14 protein-coding genes are annotated in these 13,931 nt (G+C 49.1%); 7 read left to right on the forward strand and 7 right to left on the reverse strand.

The window, feature by feature from the left end; translation table 11 throughout:
• The first annotated feature begins 37 nt into the window (after window positions 1–37).
• The 5 genes from PBA01S_RS17595 to PBA01S_RS17615 all read left to right on the forward strand — a co-directional run bounded on the left by PBA01S_RS17595 (window position 38) and on the right by PBA01S_RS17615 (window position 5,120).
• Window positions 38–1,234: an acyltransferase family protein gene (locus PBA01S_RS17595; protein ID WP_127576441.1), complete on the forward strand. Its 1,197-nt coding sequence runs from the start codon at window positions 38–40 to the stop codon at window positions 1,232–1,234.
• A 140-nt stretch (window positions 1,235–1,374) separates the two neighbouring features.
• Window positions 1,375–1,836 carry a hypothetical protein gene (locus PBA01S_RS17600; protein ID WP_127576442.1) on the forward strand — a complete coding sequence of 154 codons (462 nt, stop codon included), beginning with the start codon at window positions 1,375–1,377 and terminating at the stop codon, window positions 1,834–1,836.
• A 217-nt stretch (window positions 1,837–2,053) separates the two neighbouring features.
• Window positions 2,054–3,637, forward strand: coding sequence for a hypothetical protein (locus tag PBA01S_RS17605; RefSeq protein WP_127576443.1), 1,584 nt, complete (start codon window positions 2,054–2,056; stop codon window positions 3,635–3,637).
• Window positions 3,637–4,506, forward strand: a complete 870-nt coding sequence (locus tag PBA01S_RS17610; protein WP_127576444.1) for an ABC transporter ATP-binding protein — start codon at window positions 3,637–3,639, stop codon at window positions 4,504–4,506. The genes PBA01S_RS17605 and PBA01S_RS17610 overlap by 1 nt, the downstream gene beginning before the upstream one ends.
• Window positions 4,488–5,120 carry a hypothetical protein gene (locus PBA01S_RS17615; RefSeq protein WP_127576445.1) on the forward strand — a complete coding sequence of 211 codons (633 nt, stop codon included), beginning with the start codon at window positions 4,488–4,490 and terminating at the stop codon, window positions 5,118–5,120. Before PBA01S_RS17610 ends, PBA01S_RS17615 begins: the two co-directional genes overlap by 19 nt.
• Here the strand turns inward: PBA01S_RS17615 and PBA01S_RS17620 are convergent.
• The 5 genes from PBA01S_RS17620 to PBA01S_RS17640 all read right to left on the reverse strand — a co-directional run bounded on the left by PBA01S_RS17620 (window position 5,115) and on the right by PBA01S_RS17640 (window position 8,780).
• Window positions 5,115–5,537 (reverse strand): hypothetical protein, encoded by a 423-nt coding sequence (locus PBA01S_RS17620; protein ID WP_255315387.1) that lies wholly within the window; start codon window positions 5,535–5,537, stop codon window positions 5,115–5,117. The two genes, PBA01S_RS17615 and PBA01S_RS17620, sit on opposite strands and share 6 nt — an antisense overlap.
• 60 nt (window positions 5,538–5,597) lie before the next feature.
• The gene (gene hprK, locus PBA01S_RS17625) at window positions 5,598–6,515 is read right to left on the reverse strand and encodes an HPr(Ser) kinase/phosphatase (protein WP_016314448.1); all 918 of its coding nucleotides are present in this window, start codon (window positions 6,513–6,515) and stop codon (window positions 5,598–5,600) included.
• A gap of 20 nt (window positions 6,516–6,535) precedes the next feature.
• Window positions 6,536–7,330: an AAC(3) family N-acetyltransferase gene (locus tag PBA01S_RS17630; protein WP_127576446.1), complete on the reverse strand. Its 795-nt coding sequence runs from the start codon at window positions 7,328–7,330 to the stop codon at window positions 6,536–6,538.
• Window positions 7,327–8,148 carry a sugar phosphate isomerase/epimerase family protein gene (locus PBA01S_RS17635; protein WP_164744189.1) on the reverse strand — a complete coding sequence of 274 codons (822 nt, stop codon included), beginning with the start codon at window positions 8,146–8,148 and terminating at the stop codon, window positions 7,327–7,329. The genes PBA01S_RS17630 and PBA01S_RS17635 overlap by 4 nt, the downstream gene beginning before the upstream one ends.
• A 62-nt stretch (window positions 8,149–8,210) precedes the next feature.
• Window positions 8,211–8,780 carry a TetR/AcrR family transcriptional regulator gene (locus PBA01S_RS17640; RefSeq protein ID WP_085279608.1) on the reverse strand — a complete coding sequence of 190 codons (570 nt, stop codon included), beginning with the start codon at window positions 8,778–8,780 and terminating at the stop codon, window positions 8,211–8,213.
• Between the two features lie 227 nt (window positions 8,781–9,007).
• On the opposite strand from PBA01S_RS17640, the gene PBA01S_RS17645 reads away from it, so the two are divergent.
• Complete coding sequence (locus tag PBA01S_RS17645) at window positions 9,008–10,456, forward strand: MDR family MFS transporter (RefSeq protein ID WP_127576451.1); 1,449 nt, start codon at window positions 9,008–9,010, stop codon at window positions 10,454–10,456.
• Window positions 10,457–10,497: 41 nt separating this feature from the next.
• Here PBA01S_RS17645 and PBA01S_RS17650 read toward each other — a convergent pair whose 3' ends face one another.
• Window positions 10,498–10,680, reverse strand: a complete 183-nt coding sequence (locus tag PBA01S_RS17650; RefSeq protein WP_028540230.1) for a hypothetical protein — start codon at window positions 10,678–10,680, stop codon at window positions 10,498–10,500.
• Window positions 10,681–10,885: 205 nt separating this feature from the next.
• On the opposite strand from PBA01S_RS17650, the gene PBA01S_RS17655 reads away from it, so the two are divergent.
• On the forward strand, window positions 10,886–13,126 hold the full coding sequence (locus tag PBA01S_RS17655; protein ID WP_127576448.1) for a bifunctional 2',3'-cyclic-nucleotide 2'-phosphodiesterase/3'-nucleotidase: 2,241 nt from the start codon (window positions 10,886–10,888) through the stop codon (window positions 13,124–13,126).
• Window positions 13,127–13,215: 89 nt separating this feature from the next.
• On the opposite strand, the gene PBA01S_RS17660 is transcribed toward PBA01S_RS17655, so the two are convergent.
• On the reverse strand, window positions 13,216–13,707 hold the full coding sequence (locus tag PBA01S_RS17660; RefSeq protein ID WP_085279611.1) for a pyridoxamine 5'-phosphate oxidase family protein: 492 nt from the start codon (window positions 13,705–13,707) through the stop codon (window positions 13,216–13,218).
• Between the last annotated feature and the right edge of the window lie 224 nt (window positions 13,708–13,931).

Genomic DNA, 13,931 nt, shown 5'->3' on the forward strand with positions numbered 1-13,931 from the left:
AGAAACTTTATTTTCTTAAAAGGAGAAATATTAATCGTTGGATAAGCTTAATGACAACATGAGAGAAGGAAAGCTGCTCTATCTTGACGGAATAAGAGGTCTTGCCGCATTTGTCGTGGTGATTTCGCATTATATTCAAGTGTTTTATCCAGCTGCATTAAATGGCAACCCCCAGCAAGCTCATTGGAAGTGGGATACCTGGTACGGGCATTCTCCAATTAATCTATTTTACAATGGACAATTTGCCGTTTGTATGTTCTTTGTGCTGAGTGGTTATGTACTCAGCGTTAAAATATTTCAAAAAAGGCTTGATAGAGAAACTTTCTATTATTCGTTGCAATCCAGTGCGATCCGAAGGTACGTTCGGCTTGCCGTACCAGCGGCGGTTTCTGTAATGTTTGTGTACCTGGCCATTATAACAAATAGTGTTCATCTCCAAGACATATGGGGAAGCACATGGACGGATATGAAAAAAAATTACTATGAATTAGATACCAATCTGTATACCGTAATTAAAGCAGCCGTATTTGATCCGTTCTTCCGCTTTCAGGCTCATCCTTACAATCCCGTCCTCTGGACAATGAGTTATGAGTTACTGGGTTCTTACTTGATATTTGGCTTTATTGCATTATTTGGGCGCGCGAAAAAGAGATGGATTGTGTATGGGATCCTATCCGTTGTATTGATCCAAACCTATTTTGTTGCTTTTTTGTGGGGAATGCTTCTCGCCGATTTACTCAAGTATAAATGGATTCAAGGTAAAACGATAAAAGTATCCGTATTACTGATGGGAATTTACTTAGGCTCGGCACCTTACACTTCACTAACTGATAATATGTACGAACCTATAGAAGTGTGGACAAATTTGATCAATCTGTGGATTCAATTTCATATCGATCCCCGCCGTTTAGCGCACACTCTAGGTGCCGCTATGATTTTGTTTGTTTTGCTTCGCTCAGCATTGCTGCAGCGTGTGTTTGAATGGAAACCGTTTGTTTATTTAGGGCAGGTTTCGTTTTCGCTTTATCTCATTCATTTCACTTTCCTAAACACGTTTTCCGCGTTCCTATTTAGCAAAGTGATTGGTAATTTGAGTTATAATATGGCATTTGCATTAACGTTTTTGGTTTCCATGGTGCCCATGTTTATCTTGTCACACTATTATGCCAAATATATCGATCAAGGTGCTATTAAACTCGCTAGAATGGTTGAGAAAAAGATGACCACACCTTAAATATATTAAATTTATCTGTAACCCTTCATTTATGGTTAATTTTTTTATTAATGTTATTATATTAATTCATTGACATATTTATCCTTTTTTAGTTACATTAATAGTGTAATATCAAATAAAGAAGAGAGGAAGGTTAAACCATGACAAGCAAAGCATTAAAAATTGTTGGCGCAACTGTTCTATCTTTCTCACTAGTTACTGGAGTTTATGGTGCTGTTTCAGCAAATAGCGGCACAGCCGCCAAGAAAGAAAATAAAATAATCGAAATTACTCCTTTCGCAATCAAGGATACACTAACTTGGGATTTGAAAGGAAATGTGGTTGACCCTACTAACACTTTCAATGTGACTATTGGATATCCAAACATTAAGCTATATGCAAAAAATACAGGGACCGAATCTTTTAGAATTGAAGTGAAGCACAACACCAAGAACACTGTTATTTTTAATGAAACCGTTAAAGCAGGTAAAACCGTGGAAGTTGTAAACAATGATAGTAACCCAAAGGTTCCTTCAGGCACTTATACAGTTACGGTTTATGGTGGATCAGGTTTGCCTAAAGGTGAAATTGTACTTAAAAGTTCTGACACCAAGTGGCCTTAAGAGTCCATCCGAAACAGAGTAATCTAACAAAGGGGCTGTCCCAAGAGTCATTTTGATGACGAAGAGACAGCCCCCGTTTTTTGACAAAATGAAACAAACTAACTCCTTAGCATGAATTTCTATGACATTGTTTGTCGCGGGGACCTAATTCATTTACTAATTTGGAATATATAGTAATATATGAAGAGGGATTTTCCACTAAAAGGTTGAGGTTACTATGCTAAAAATGATTGGAATGGAAATCAAGCAGTTTATTCGGACTCCGTTGTGGATGGCTCTATTTGCTTTAACCATCGTTGCAGCTATATTTTTGCCAAGGTCAAGCTTAACCGATCTCTCGGTTGTGCCTGGCCTAGTCTATTTTATGATGGTGATGTCCCTTCTATTTTCAATCTATGGCGCTGAAATCGCACGAATGGAAATCAACAACCATGCTGAGGAGCACCTTTTCGTAACACCTAAGTATGCCTTATATCATCGAAGTAAGCTCCTGTATTGGTTGACGCTGTCTGCTGCCATTTACTTTCTTTTCTATATAACTGTTATGGCCTACATCGGAATTACTTACAACAATATCACCAAGTCAGACATCCTGGATTCCCTGCTCTATACGGTGTTATGTTGGTTCATTCCCTTTTTCTACTCCATCATCCTGGGATATCTTGTGTACCGAAGTCTTCCTGGCATTTATAGCTATTTGATCATGATTTTTTTGTGGTTCTTAACCATGCCTTATAATTCCATGTTGGGCTTTATTCCACAAACCTTGGGTGGTTGGCTGATTAACGGGGACCCGAACATCATTCTTATCTTCTCCTCCAATCCGTTGGAGAGTCTTGAAATCAACAAAGGATATTACTTCCAAAGGGCATTCATGTTTCTGTTGTTGATCTCAGCTTATACCTTGGTCATGTACCAAAGGGATCGAACAAAAAGAAACCTAGCCATAGCGACCATGGTGATTTCGCTGCTTATCCCAACGTTATCCCCCTACGTTCCATATATCACAGGGAGTGATACGCTTGGACAAGCCGTTTTCCATTACAACGATGAGATCCAATTAAACACCGGCTATAAAGTGAATCAATACACCTTTCATCTGAACCACGGGGAGAGCAATCATTACTTCCGCTATACCGTGGATATGGATATCGAATCGCAGAGTGATCAGATTTCTTTGGCTTTATTAGAGGATTTTCAGGTTCTTTCCGCAAGCCTTAACGAGCGACCTATAGTTCCAACACGCTTAGGGAATGTGGTCCAACTTGAATTGCCTGAACGGATCGGGACACTGCATCTGGAAGTGGAGACCCGTACTTATCAAGCCATTGGACCAACAACATTACAGCTTATCGCGACCTCTGCCTGGTATCCTATGAATCCGCTGGAGGCCATGGATCCTTACTCGCAGGGAGTTAAAGAGAAATACGAAATCTATTGGGATTCCGCAAAACCCAACCGAATCCTATCGAATCTAGCCCATCCCTCTGAAAATTTATGGACAGGCGTTGCCTTCGGCCCTACCCTTCTCATGGGTGAGTTTGAGCATGAGGGTCATTTAGTCTTTCCCCGCTACAAAACCTTGGATCGAATTCAGAGAATTCAGCAAGGGGTAGAGGATATTTTTAAAGATAACAATAAGAAATATGCTGCGTCCGCACAGCTTCCGCCTAACGTTTATTACGTCACTACGTTTTACGGAATGCAGGCCAACCCAGATGAGGCTTATATTTATCCGAATATTTATCCGAATGAAGATATTTTGAGAGTGTTCTATCCACAGAAAAAAGGTGAGCGATAATGTTACAAGTTGAATCCATTGCTAAAAAATTCGGCAAAAAAGAAGCTCTGCACGAGACCTCCTTCACATTAGATAAGGGGATTGTTGGACTCCTTGGTCCGAACGGGGCGGGAAAAACGACACTCCTGAGAATATTGTCAACTTACTATGCCCCAGATCGCGGGAGTATCCGCATGAATCAACTGGATTGGAAAAAAGACACCGAGAAGGTGAGAAGAATCGTAGGCTATTTGCCGCAGCATATCGGCGGCTTTCCCAACTTGAAAGCAAGAGAATACCTGGAATACATGGGGGTGCTTCGAGGATTGGACACTCGGCAGCTCTCGAGAGAGATCCCTCTTATTTTACAGGAAGTGAATCTGGAACAACATGCGGAAGATCTGGTCAAATCGTTCTCAGGAGGCATGAAACAGAGGTTGGGGATTGCTCAGGCGATCCTTCATCATCCCGCCTTACTGCTTGTCGATGAGCCAACCGCAGGCTTGGATCCCGAGGAGCGAATTCGTTTCCGGAATCTGATCAAAAAGCTGGGGCAAGACCGAATCGTCATTCTCTCTACCCATATTACAGAAGACGTAGCCATGACATGTGATCAAGTCCTGTTGATGCAAGACGGTACGATCCAGCCGTATCCTTCGATTGAAGAAGTCGTATCTCTTGCAAAAGGAAAGGTGTGGGAGCTTACTACAGATGTCTCTACCGCCGAGCAAATTCGGACAAATCCCGCAGCGTTGATGACCCAGCATCTCCAACTGGATTCCAGTCAGGTTCATCTTCGGTACATAGCACCTGATCCGCTGGATTCTAAAGCGACTGCAGCATCACCTACTTTGGAAGAGGGGTATATGGTTTGGTTAAACAAGAGATAATTTTCTGGCGTTATCTATTTAAAACTCGGTACGGCCTCCTGCTCTTTCCGCTTATCCTTACGTTGCTGGCTATATGGTTAAAGAGCTTCAACGCCGATCTATCGAACCAACTCTTAATTTATATCGTGTTCCCGGTGATGCTGTTTCCAGTAGTAGCGTCGTTATACCAAATAGGTTCAATCAATCATAAAGAACTTCTTCTCACCTATCCGTTGAATGCCTTCTTCGTTGGCTGGATCCGGCCCGTCCTGCTGAGTTTGGTCTACTCCGCAGTCTACACTGCGGCTCTTCGTGATATGGGCAATTATTCGGCGGAGGAGCTGGGGCTGGCCTTTACCTCGGCGGTTTTCTATATGATATTATCTAGTTTCTTTCTGATTTTCTTCAAAAATATCGCACTAGGCATCGTGCTGCCTTTGGCTTATCTTTTTTTCGGCATGTTTACTACAGGCACCGGTCAAGGATTTCTGTATCTGATGCAGTGGAATCGAGCCAATCCGAACCTCTCCCTCCAAAGCTGCATGGTGACCCAAGCCGCAGTCGCTCTTATCTTCAGCCTCGGAGCACTTTATTTTCTTAAAAGGAGAAATGTTTATCACTGGACAAGCTTATAAAGTCTTGGGATCTCGAAACCCAACCCCCGCCCAAAACGTCACTCCCGCAACATATAACGGATACAACCCACACGCCGCGATCACAACCAACCCCATCCCCGGAAGCGGCACCTCTTGGGGATCGGTGATCGGATAGGCGGAGGCAAACCCTTTGATGAATAGCAGGAAATAAGGAATCCACAAGATCGTTGCCAGGTATTTTCGTTTCCCCGGGCTTAGCTGGAACTTCGTCAGAACATAAGCGAGGATGGAGAACAGAACAATGAGCAGGAACACCGCCACAGGTACATAACGATCCATATGGGCGATTCCGGTAACTCTTTCAAGCCGATACACATTCATCAGAAGCTCCACTTGAACAAATAGGGAAAAAGCATACAGCACGCTGACTCCGTTCACTTTCCACATCATTTGCATCGTTGAACCTCCCCCCTCACCAGTGGGTTTGCCGGGAGCATAGGAGCTCACCAGCAGCCCCTACGACCCCATCTCCTCCTCGATCCGTTTCATAAACTCATCCACAGCGCTGTAGCCGAGCTGCTTCAGGTACCAGTTGTTCGCAGCGGCCTCGATCAGGCCGGCGACATCCCGGCCGGGTTGGAGCTGGATTTCGATGTGCGGGATTTGGACCCCTAAGTATTCCGTACACTGCGGCACCGTCTCCAGTTCGTTGTTGAGGGCATGTTCCTGCCACGGCACCAGCTCGATATCCAAGACAATCCGTGTCTCATCCTGAAAAGCCCGACGTCCATACTGCCGTACCACGTTGATCAGCCCGATGCTGCGTAGAGCCAGGAATTCGCGGGTCGTTTCGTTATGGGTTCCGAGCAGCGTGGTTGGGCTTAATTTTTTTAACACGACAATATCGTCTGCGACCAAACGGTGCCCTCTGCGAATCAGGGTATGCGCTGTTTCGCTCTTGCCGATGCCGGACTTGCCGCGTAGCAGGATGCCGATCCCCGAGACGTTCACGCACACCCCATGGATCGAGATCTCCGGAGCCAGCGCCTTAACCAAATAACTGTCCAGCTTGGCGATAAACTCCGTCGCTGTCTCTTCCGTACGCAGCAACGGAATGCCTTCCTCCTCGCAATACAGCTCCAGATAAGGAAACTCCTGCTGCCCGGACGTCACAATAAAGCACGGAGGGTGATATTTCACGATGTTCCCGATCCGCAGCTTGCGTTCCTCCACGCTTAATGTCAACAGGTAGTTGATTTCTTTACGGCCCAACACCTGCACCCGATTCATGGGAAAAAAATCAAAATACCCCACGAACTCCAGCCCCGGCCGATGCGTCCGAGGTCGCGTGATCTCACGATCCATCCGTTCCTCCCCGGCAAGCACTTCCAACTTAAACGTATCCACCAACTTCTGTACGGTGATCGTCTTCATCTGACTCTCCTCCTTCCGGTTCATTCTGATCGGCTCCCCATCCAGCGTTCCGGATCTTGAAGCGGTTCGTTATCGGAGAACAAATCCGGCTCCTCCTTCAACATTTCCGTAATGACTTCTGCCACGCCGGCCGCATCGCAGACCCGTACCACGGCACCTCCCAATTTCCCCTTGCGCAAGGCCCCTCGATACTCCAGCACTTCTTCCACCTTCCAAAAATGCTCCGACCAAGGCAACCCGCAATGTCTGCGGGAAGGGACCGGAATTTCCGTACCGTCCGGTGTGATCGTGTACAACATTTCGTGATCGTCCGTAAGTCTCCCCGGAATATCCACCCACTCCTCCACCCCATGAATGAAGGTGTTCCGTCTCAAATCGACCCCAACGAGCAGGATCGTTGCTTTACGGTCGAGCAGCTTCCCCCATGAGGACCCTCGGGCACAAGGCGTATCAAACCGATGATCCTCCGCCGTAAACGCCTGAGCATCCCGACCTAACGCGGCGACCGAATGGGTTGGATGCCACGATCGGATAACGCCGGGTCTCTTCCGGAACAGCTCCGGCAGAATGCCAACGCACACCGGGGAAAGCTCCACCTCGAACCGCGGGTGATCTTTATTGATATATGACCAGGTATGCGTAGGAAACACTAACAACCCCTGCGCCATATATTCTGTAAGCGCATCCAAAACGGTATCTGCGCCGCCCTCGACTTCACCAATACTTTTCATGGAGGAATGGACCAGCACCGTGCCTGTACCGTCCAACCCCAGAGCCTCCAGTTGGCGGGTTAAACTCTCTTTCGTATGCCTCATCTTTGGCTTCTCCCCTCTCGTACAAACCTCGCTGCCTCAGCGCATTGCTTCTCCGTCACCGCCTCCAGTGTCACGAAGCCACAGGGCTTATACTGCTCCAGCAGCCTCCAAAACAGCGGGTAGTTCAGCTCCCCTAAACCTGCAGCGGTTTCCAGCAGTTCGCCGTTCGCGCCGCGTTGCAGATCCTTGGCATGGGCGCTGACGATACGCGGACCCAGCAGCTCGAAGGCCGTCTGGATCACCTGATCTTGGCGGTCAAAATTAGCGGTATTCATCAGATTGCACGGGTCGAGAACAACACCCACACAGGAAGAGGGGAAGCGTTCCAGCGTCTGCGCCATCGTCTCCGGCGAATCGATCAAGTGCCCTTGGGCCGCCTCAAGGCCGATGGTCACACCCCAGCGTTCGGCTTCATCCACCAGCTCCTCCAGCGCGCGGTTGAGGCGCTCCCAATACGCCGGCAGTCGTTCTGGGTCCGCCGGTTTGCCGACCTCGGTTGCCACAATCGGCGCACCGAAATGCCGCGCATGGCGCAGATGCTCCTTGAATCGGTCCACGTTGTGCCGGTAGCTCTCCTCATCCAGGTCAATCAGGCTGACATAGCATCCTAACACGGCGATCCGTACGCGGTGATCCGCAAACGCGCCGCCGATCTCCATGGCCAAGCCCGGGCTTAACTTGCCCAGCGAGCAATCCACATCCGAAATGGCTTTGGACAACGCCAACTGCACATAAGGAAATTCATAGGCGGCCACCTTCGCGGCCAGCTCCCGATAAGGCTGCTTCCCCAATAAATGCGCCAAAATCCCTGCCGACACTTGCCTCTCCTCCTTTTTCCCATATCCCATAGGTTAACGACAGCGTACGCTCAACACGATCCTTAAGCCTTCGATGGACTGCTTCTTCGATATAATTGATTGATTTGGTTGGCCAGATAGCTCGGACTATAAGGGGTGCCTTCCTCAATCCACCAGGTGACGATTCCCAACGTCGATGCGGCAATGACCTCGATGGGGACTTGCTTGGACGGATCTGCCGCCTTCCGGCGCGCCCGCCGCGTCGATACGATGTTCATCATGATCTCGAACAGTTGATGGCGGAACTCTTTATTTTCAAGCAGCACTTGAAATAAAGCCGCATTCTCGTAAATCTCCTCCAGGAAGGAGACGAGCGGATTGTTGTCCTTGGTCAGACCACTCTCAGTGAGCGGGTGAATTCTCCGAGCCAACTCATCTAACACTTCCTTCGTCAGCTGCTCCAGTAAATCCTCCACATCGCGATAATGCAGATAAAACGTAGCGCGATTTAACCCGGCCCGATCAGCCAAGCCCTGCACAGTGACTTTGCGCAGATCGGTATTCTCGTGCAGCAATGCGATTAACGCCTCCCGGAACATTCGCTTCGTCCGAATGATGCGGGGGTCCACCTTGCCCTCCTTATTGCTCAACATTTCGCTTCTCCTTTGACGATCATCCGCAAATTATTCAACACAGACCTGACAAACTGTTGATTAATCTACACTTCGGCGGAATGTGTAAATGGTCATTTGCAGCGTTGCGTGGTAGTATTTTTTATCGACAGATTATCAATTACTTGACGACCCGTCAATGAAATGGTCATTACGAAAGGAGCAACACCGTGAACACCGCAGCACCCCATGTGAATAAAAAAATCCTGATGCCCGTCCTGCTCTTGGGCTCGTTCTTATCGATCTTAAACCAAACGATCTTAAATGTCGCCTTGCCCGATTTAATGAAGGAATTCGCCATTTCGGCTACGACCGTGCAATGGCTGATTACCGGATTCATGTTGGTGAATGGGATCCTCGTGCCGATTACGGCTTTTCTGATGCAGCGATTCACGACCCGGCAGCTGTTTATCAGCTCCATGCTCCTGCTGCTCGCTGGAACATTCATTAACGCTGTCGCCCCCAGCTTTCCGCTTCTATTAACAGGGCGGTTGATTCAAGCCGCAGGGGCGGGCATTATCATGCCGCTGTTAATGATGGTCGTGATGGTGGTCTTCCCGAAGGAAGGGCGCGGCGCAGCGATGGGGCTCATCGGTCTGGCGATGATCGTTGCCCCGGCGATTGGCCCGACGCTGGCTGGTTTGGTGATTGAGCATTTCTCCTGGCGGTGGATTTTTATCGGAATGCTGCCGCTGGTTGCGATCGTCATTCCATTAGCATTGAAATACATGGTGAATGTGTCGGAAACCTCGAAGCCGAAGCTGGACCTGATCAGCATCGTCTACTCAACGCTGGGGTTCGGCGGTCTTCTCTTTGGCTTCAGCAATGCAGGGAATAAAGGCTGGGGAAGTGCTGAAGTGCTGGTGTGCCTGATTGTCGGCGGTATTTTCCTGTTGATGTTCTGCTGGCGTCAGCTTACTTCGTCTGTACCCCTGATGGATTTGCGAGTCTTTACGGAAAAGATGTTCTCCGTCACCACAATCATCAGCATAATGATTATGATGGTCATGTATGCGGATATGATCCTGCTGCCGCTTTACTTGCAGAACAGCCGGGGCTTCTCGGTGTTGGACACCGGCCTGCTGCTGCTGCCTGGGGTTTTAATTAATGCGTTATTGTCGCCGGTTTCCGGACGTTTACTGGATAAATTCGGGATCAAGCCCATTGTGATTATCGGGCTGTTGTTTACGATTCCGGCGATTTGGGGCGTGACCCATTTAACGGAAACCACGTCGTATACGTACCTGGTATTCCGTACGATTGTGCTGCGCATCGGCTTGAGCTTCTTAACGATGCCGCTGAATACCGCGGGACTCAACGCTCTGCCGAAGCAGTTAAATGCCCACGGTTCGGCTGTAACGAACACGGTCCGTCAGGTCGCAGGTGCGATTGGAACGGCCTTGGTAGTCACCATTTATACGACGCGCACCAAGAGCCATGCCGCCGAGCTGATGCAATCCGGTCAAAGCTTGTCTACAGCCCAGTTGAAAGAGATGTCAACCATTCTCGGAACGAATGACGCTTATCTTTGCATGGGCATTCTGAGCATCGTGATCCTGGCGGTAACGATCTTCATGCCCAATCGCCGAGGCGAAGCGAAGCCAAAAGGATTCAGAGGAACGCAAGAAACTGCACAATCGTCCGCAGAAGAAGTTTAAGGCGACCTGAGGGTCGCCTTTTTTAATATGTTATGTAAATTTCAAGATCCCGACGACATAAATTGAATGACACCGACGAGGATCAATGCGAACCAAACGAGGCCAATGACCAGGAGAATATTTCTGATGACCTTCCACCGTTTATTTTGAGAATAAAGGCGTTTCTCCAAGTCGTTTAGCCGCTCTTCTATTTCCAGCTCCGATTTGCCCGAAGGCCCAACCATGAATATCCCTCCCTCTTCTATATCATATCAATCCCCCAGAATATACACAATTTGTAAAATGCGAGTTCGAGGGATCTGGTCGAAAATCCTCATGACAAGCCCTTCCAGATCCATTAAAATATTTAAGTAAAATTTAAACGATGTTGTCGGCACATGATTTCACCCGACATGTCAGGAAGTACCCAAATTCGAAGGAGGAGTGAACTTGTTCAAATCCCGCAGTCCTAAATTGATCCTTGCATCCTTGCTTGCGGCCAGCCTGGCAGCCCTGCCGTTCACGGCGTCCGCCGCAGACACGAGCAGTGCAGCTACTGTCGAGCTCCGCATTATGGAAACGACCGACTTACATGTGAACATCGTGAACTACGACTATTTCACAGACAAGCCTACCGACGAGTACGGCTTGGCCAAAACCGCCACGCTGATCAAGCAAGCGCGTGCGGAAGCGAAGAACAGCTTGCTGATCGACAACGGTGACCTGATTCAAGGGAATCCGTTGGGCGACTATGTCGCGACGGTAGACAAGCTTCAAGAGGGCGAGACTCATCCGGTCTACAAAGCGATGAACTTGCTTGGTTACGACGCCGGCAACTTCGGCAACCATGAGTTCAACTACGGTCTGGATTTCTTGAAGACGGCGGTGGCCGGATCGGACTTCCCTTACGTCAACGCCAACATTTACTTGGATGATCAAGATCAAGACCCTTCGAACGACAAAAACGCCTTCACTCCATACATCATCCTCGACAAAGAGGTGACTGACAGCACCGGAGCGAAGCACACGCTGAAGGTGGGCGTGATCGGCTTCGTGCCGCCGCAAATTCTGTCTTGGGACAAGGCGAATCTGGAAGGGAAAGTCATCGCAAAGGATATCGTAGAAACTGCGAAGAAATTCGTACCTGAGATGAAAAAAGCAGGCGCTGACCTCATCATCGCGGTACCGCACTCCGGCTTCGAGGACATTCCACAAACCCCGCTGATGGAGAACTCCGTCCTCTACCTGAGCAAGGTGGAAGGCATCGATGCGATCCTGTTCGGCCACGCGCATAAAGTGTTCCCGGACGCATCCTTCGAAGGCAAAACCGGCGTCGACCTGGCCAAGGGGACGATCAACGGTGTTCCTGCCGTAGAGCCGGGTTATTGGGGCAACAATTTGGGGATCATCGACCTGACACTGGAGAAATCCGGTGAGTCATGGACAGTAAAAGACTCCAAAGTCGATGTGAAGCCGATTTACGATACGGAGAATAAGAAAGCGCTGGTCGATGCGGACCAAACGATCTGGGACGCCATCAAAGAGGACCATGAGGCAACCCTGGAGTACATCCGCGGCCCGGTAGGCAAGACAACGGCTCCAATTAACAGCTTCTTCGCCCTGATCCAGGACGATCCCTCGATCCAAATCGTGACCAACGCGCAAAAATGGTACGTCGAGAAGCATCTGCAAGGCACGGAATACGAAGGCTTGCCTGTACTGTCGGCTGGCGCTCCATTCAAGGCCGGCGGACGCCAAGGCGCGAACTACTACACGGATATTCCTGCTGGGGATATCGCAATCAAGAACGTCGCTGACTTGTACCTGTACTCGAACACGGTGAACGCGGTGCTGGTCACCGGCGCTGAGATTAAAGAATGGCTCGAATGGTCCGCCGGACAGTTTAACCAAATCGATCCGAACAAATCGGAAGAGCAAGAATTGGTGAACTACGATTTCCCTACGTACAACTTTGACGTGATCGACGGGGTAACGTATCAAATCGATGTAACGCAACCGGCGAAATACGATGCCAAGGGCACCCTGGTTAATGAGAAAGCCAGCCGGATCGTGAACCTGTCCTATAACGGCAAGCCAATCGATCCAGAGCAAAAATTCGTTGTTGCCAGCAACAACTATCGCGCGTCGTCCAGCAAGTTTGCGAACCCGGACGGCAAGCGCATCATCCTGGCTTCGCCGGATGAGAACCGCCAAGTCATCATCGACTACATCCGTGAAAACGGCACGATCAACCCAACGGCAGACGGCAACTGGTCGCTTGCTCCGTTCGGTAACGCCAACGTAACGTTCGAGACTTCGCCTGCTGCCAAGGAAGCTGCTGCGAAGGCCGATAACCTGGAGTTTGTCGCTGATTCCGAAGGCGGCTACGCCAAGTTCAAACTGAGCTCGGCCGCTGAGTCGGTGAACCCGGCTCCGGAACCAACGCCAACGCCGGAACCAACACCAGAACCAGCTCCTGCACCATCACCGGCTCCTACGCCGAAGCCTGAGCCTGCCCCTGCGCCTTCAGCAGAGAAGGACATCGTCCACATCGTGAAGAAGGGCGACACGTTGTACCACATTGCCCTGGAGCATGGCACGACATGGCAAGCTCTGGCCAAGTACAACAAACTGAAGAACCCGCACTTGATCCGGATCGGACAGAAGATTTTGATTCCGGTGAAGAAATAAGAACAACGGGATAAACCCAAATGCCAAAGCCGCCTCCTGCAGGTCGTTATCGACCCGCCGCGAGGCGGCTTTTATTGATCGGTTCACACCTACAATTTCACCGTCTTGTTCAGCTCCGCTTCGGTTTCTTTTCCCGTGAGCTGGGAGAACATGCGCTTGATCACTTTGACGAGATTGCCGGTTTCCCAATATTCCGCCGCCTCGGCCTTCACTTTGATCAGGACCAGATTCGGATCATCGCTGGTCGTATGCAGGAACTTGGCATACGCAGCGTTCCAGAACTGCTTAATCTTTTCCCGGTCATTGACCACCTCCGCCGTCCCGCGTACCGACACGTAGGAGTCCCCAACGTAGGACACGTTCACGTGAGGGTGATCCTTCAGCTGACTGTATTTGTCCGTTTCCTCTTTGGTAAGGAACCACAGATCCCCGTCAAATTCGACTTCCTGGGTTTTCATCGGACGCGATACCAATCCTTCCTTCGTCACCGTGGTCAGCATTGCGATCTCGATGCCTTTGATCAATTTCCGCACCGTCTCCACAGCTTCTTGGTGCGCCGTCTGGTGATTTGCCACTGTCATGTCTGTTCACTCCGTTTGGGTTGTTTTTTCTTACCTGTTGTTAGATTGAACAGAACTTCTAAAAATAACCGCAAACCACCGATCCCCCCTCCCGAGCTAACGGACCTTAATGACGCTATTTATCCATTTCCCGAGAATTTCCCGTTGTAACGGACTTCAGGTGCCTTATTAGGCTCTTAGAAGCATCATTTGGGTTGATCTTTGGCAAATAACGCCCCGTGAGT

The organism is Paenibacillus barengoltzii NBRC 101215, assembly GCF_004000745.1.
Classification (GTDB): Bacteria; Bacillota; Bacilli; order Paenibacillales; family Paenibacillaceae; genus Fontibacillus; species Fontibacillus barengoltzii.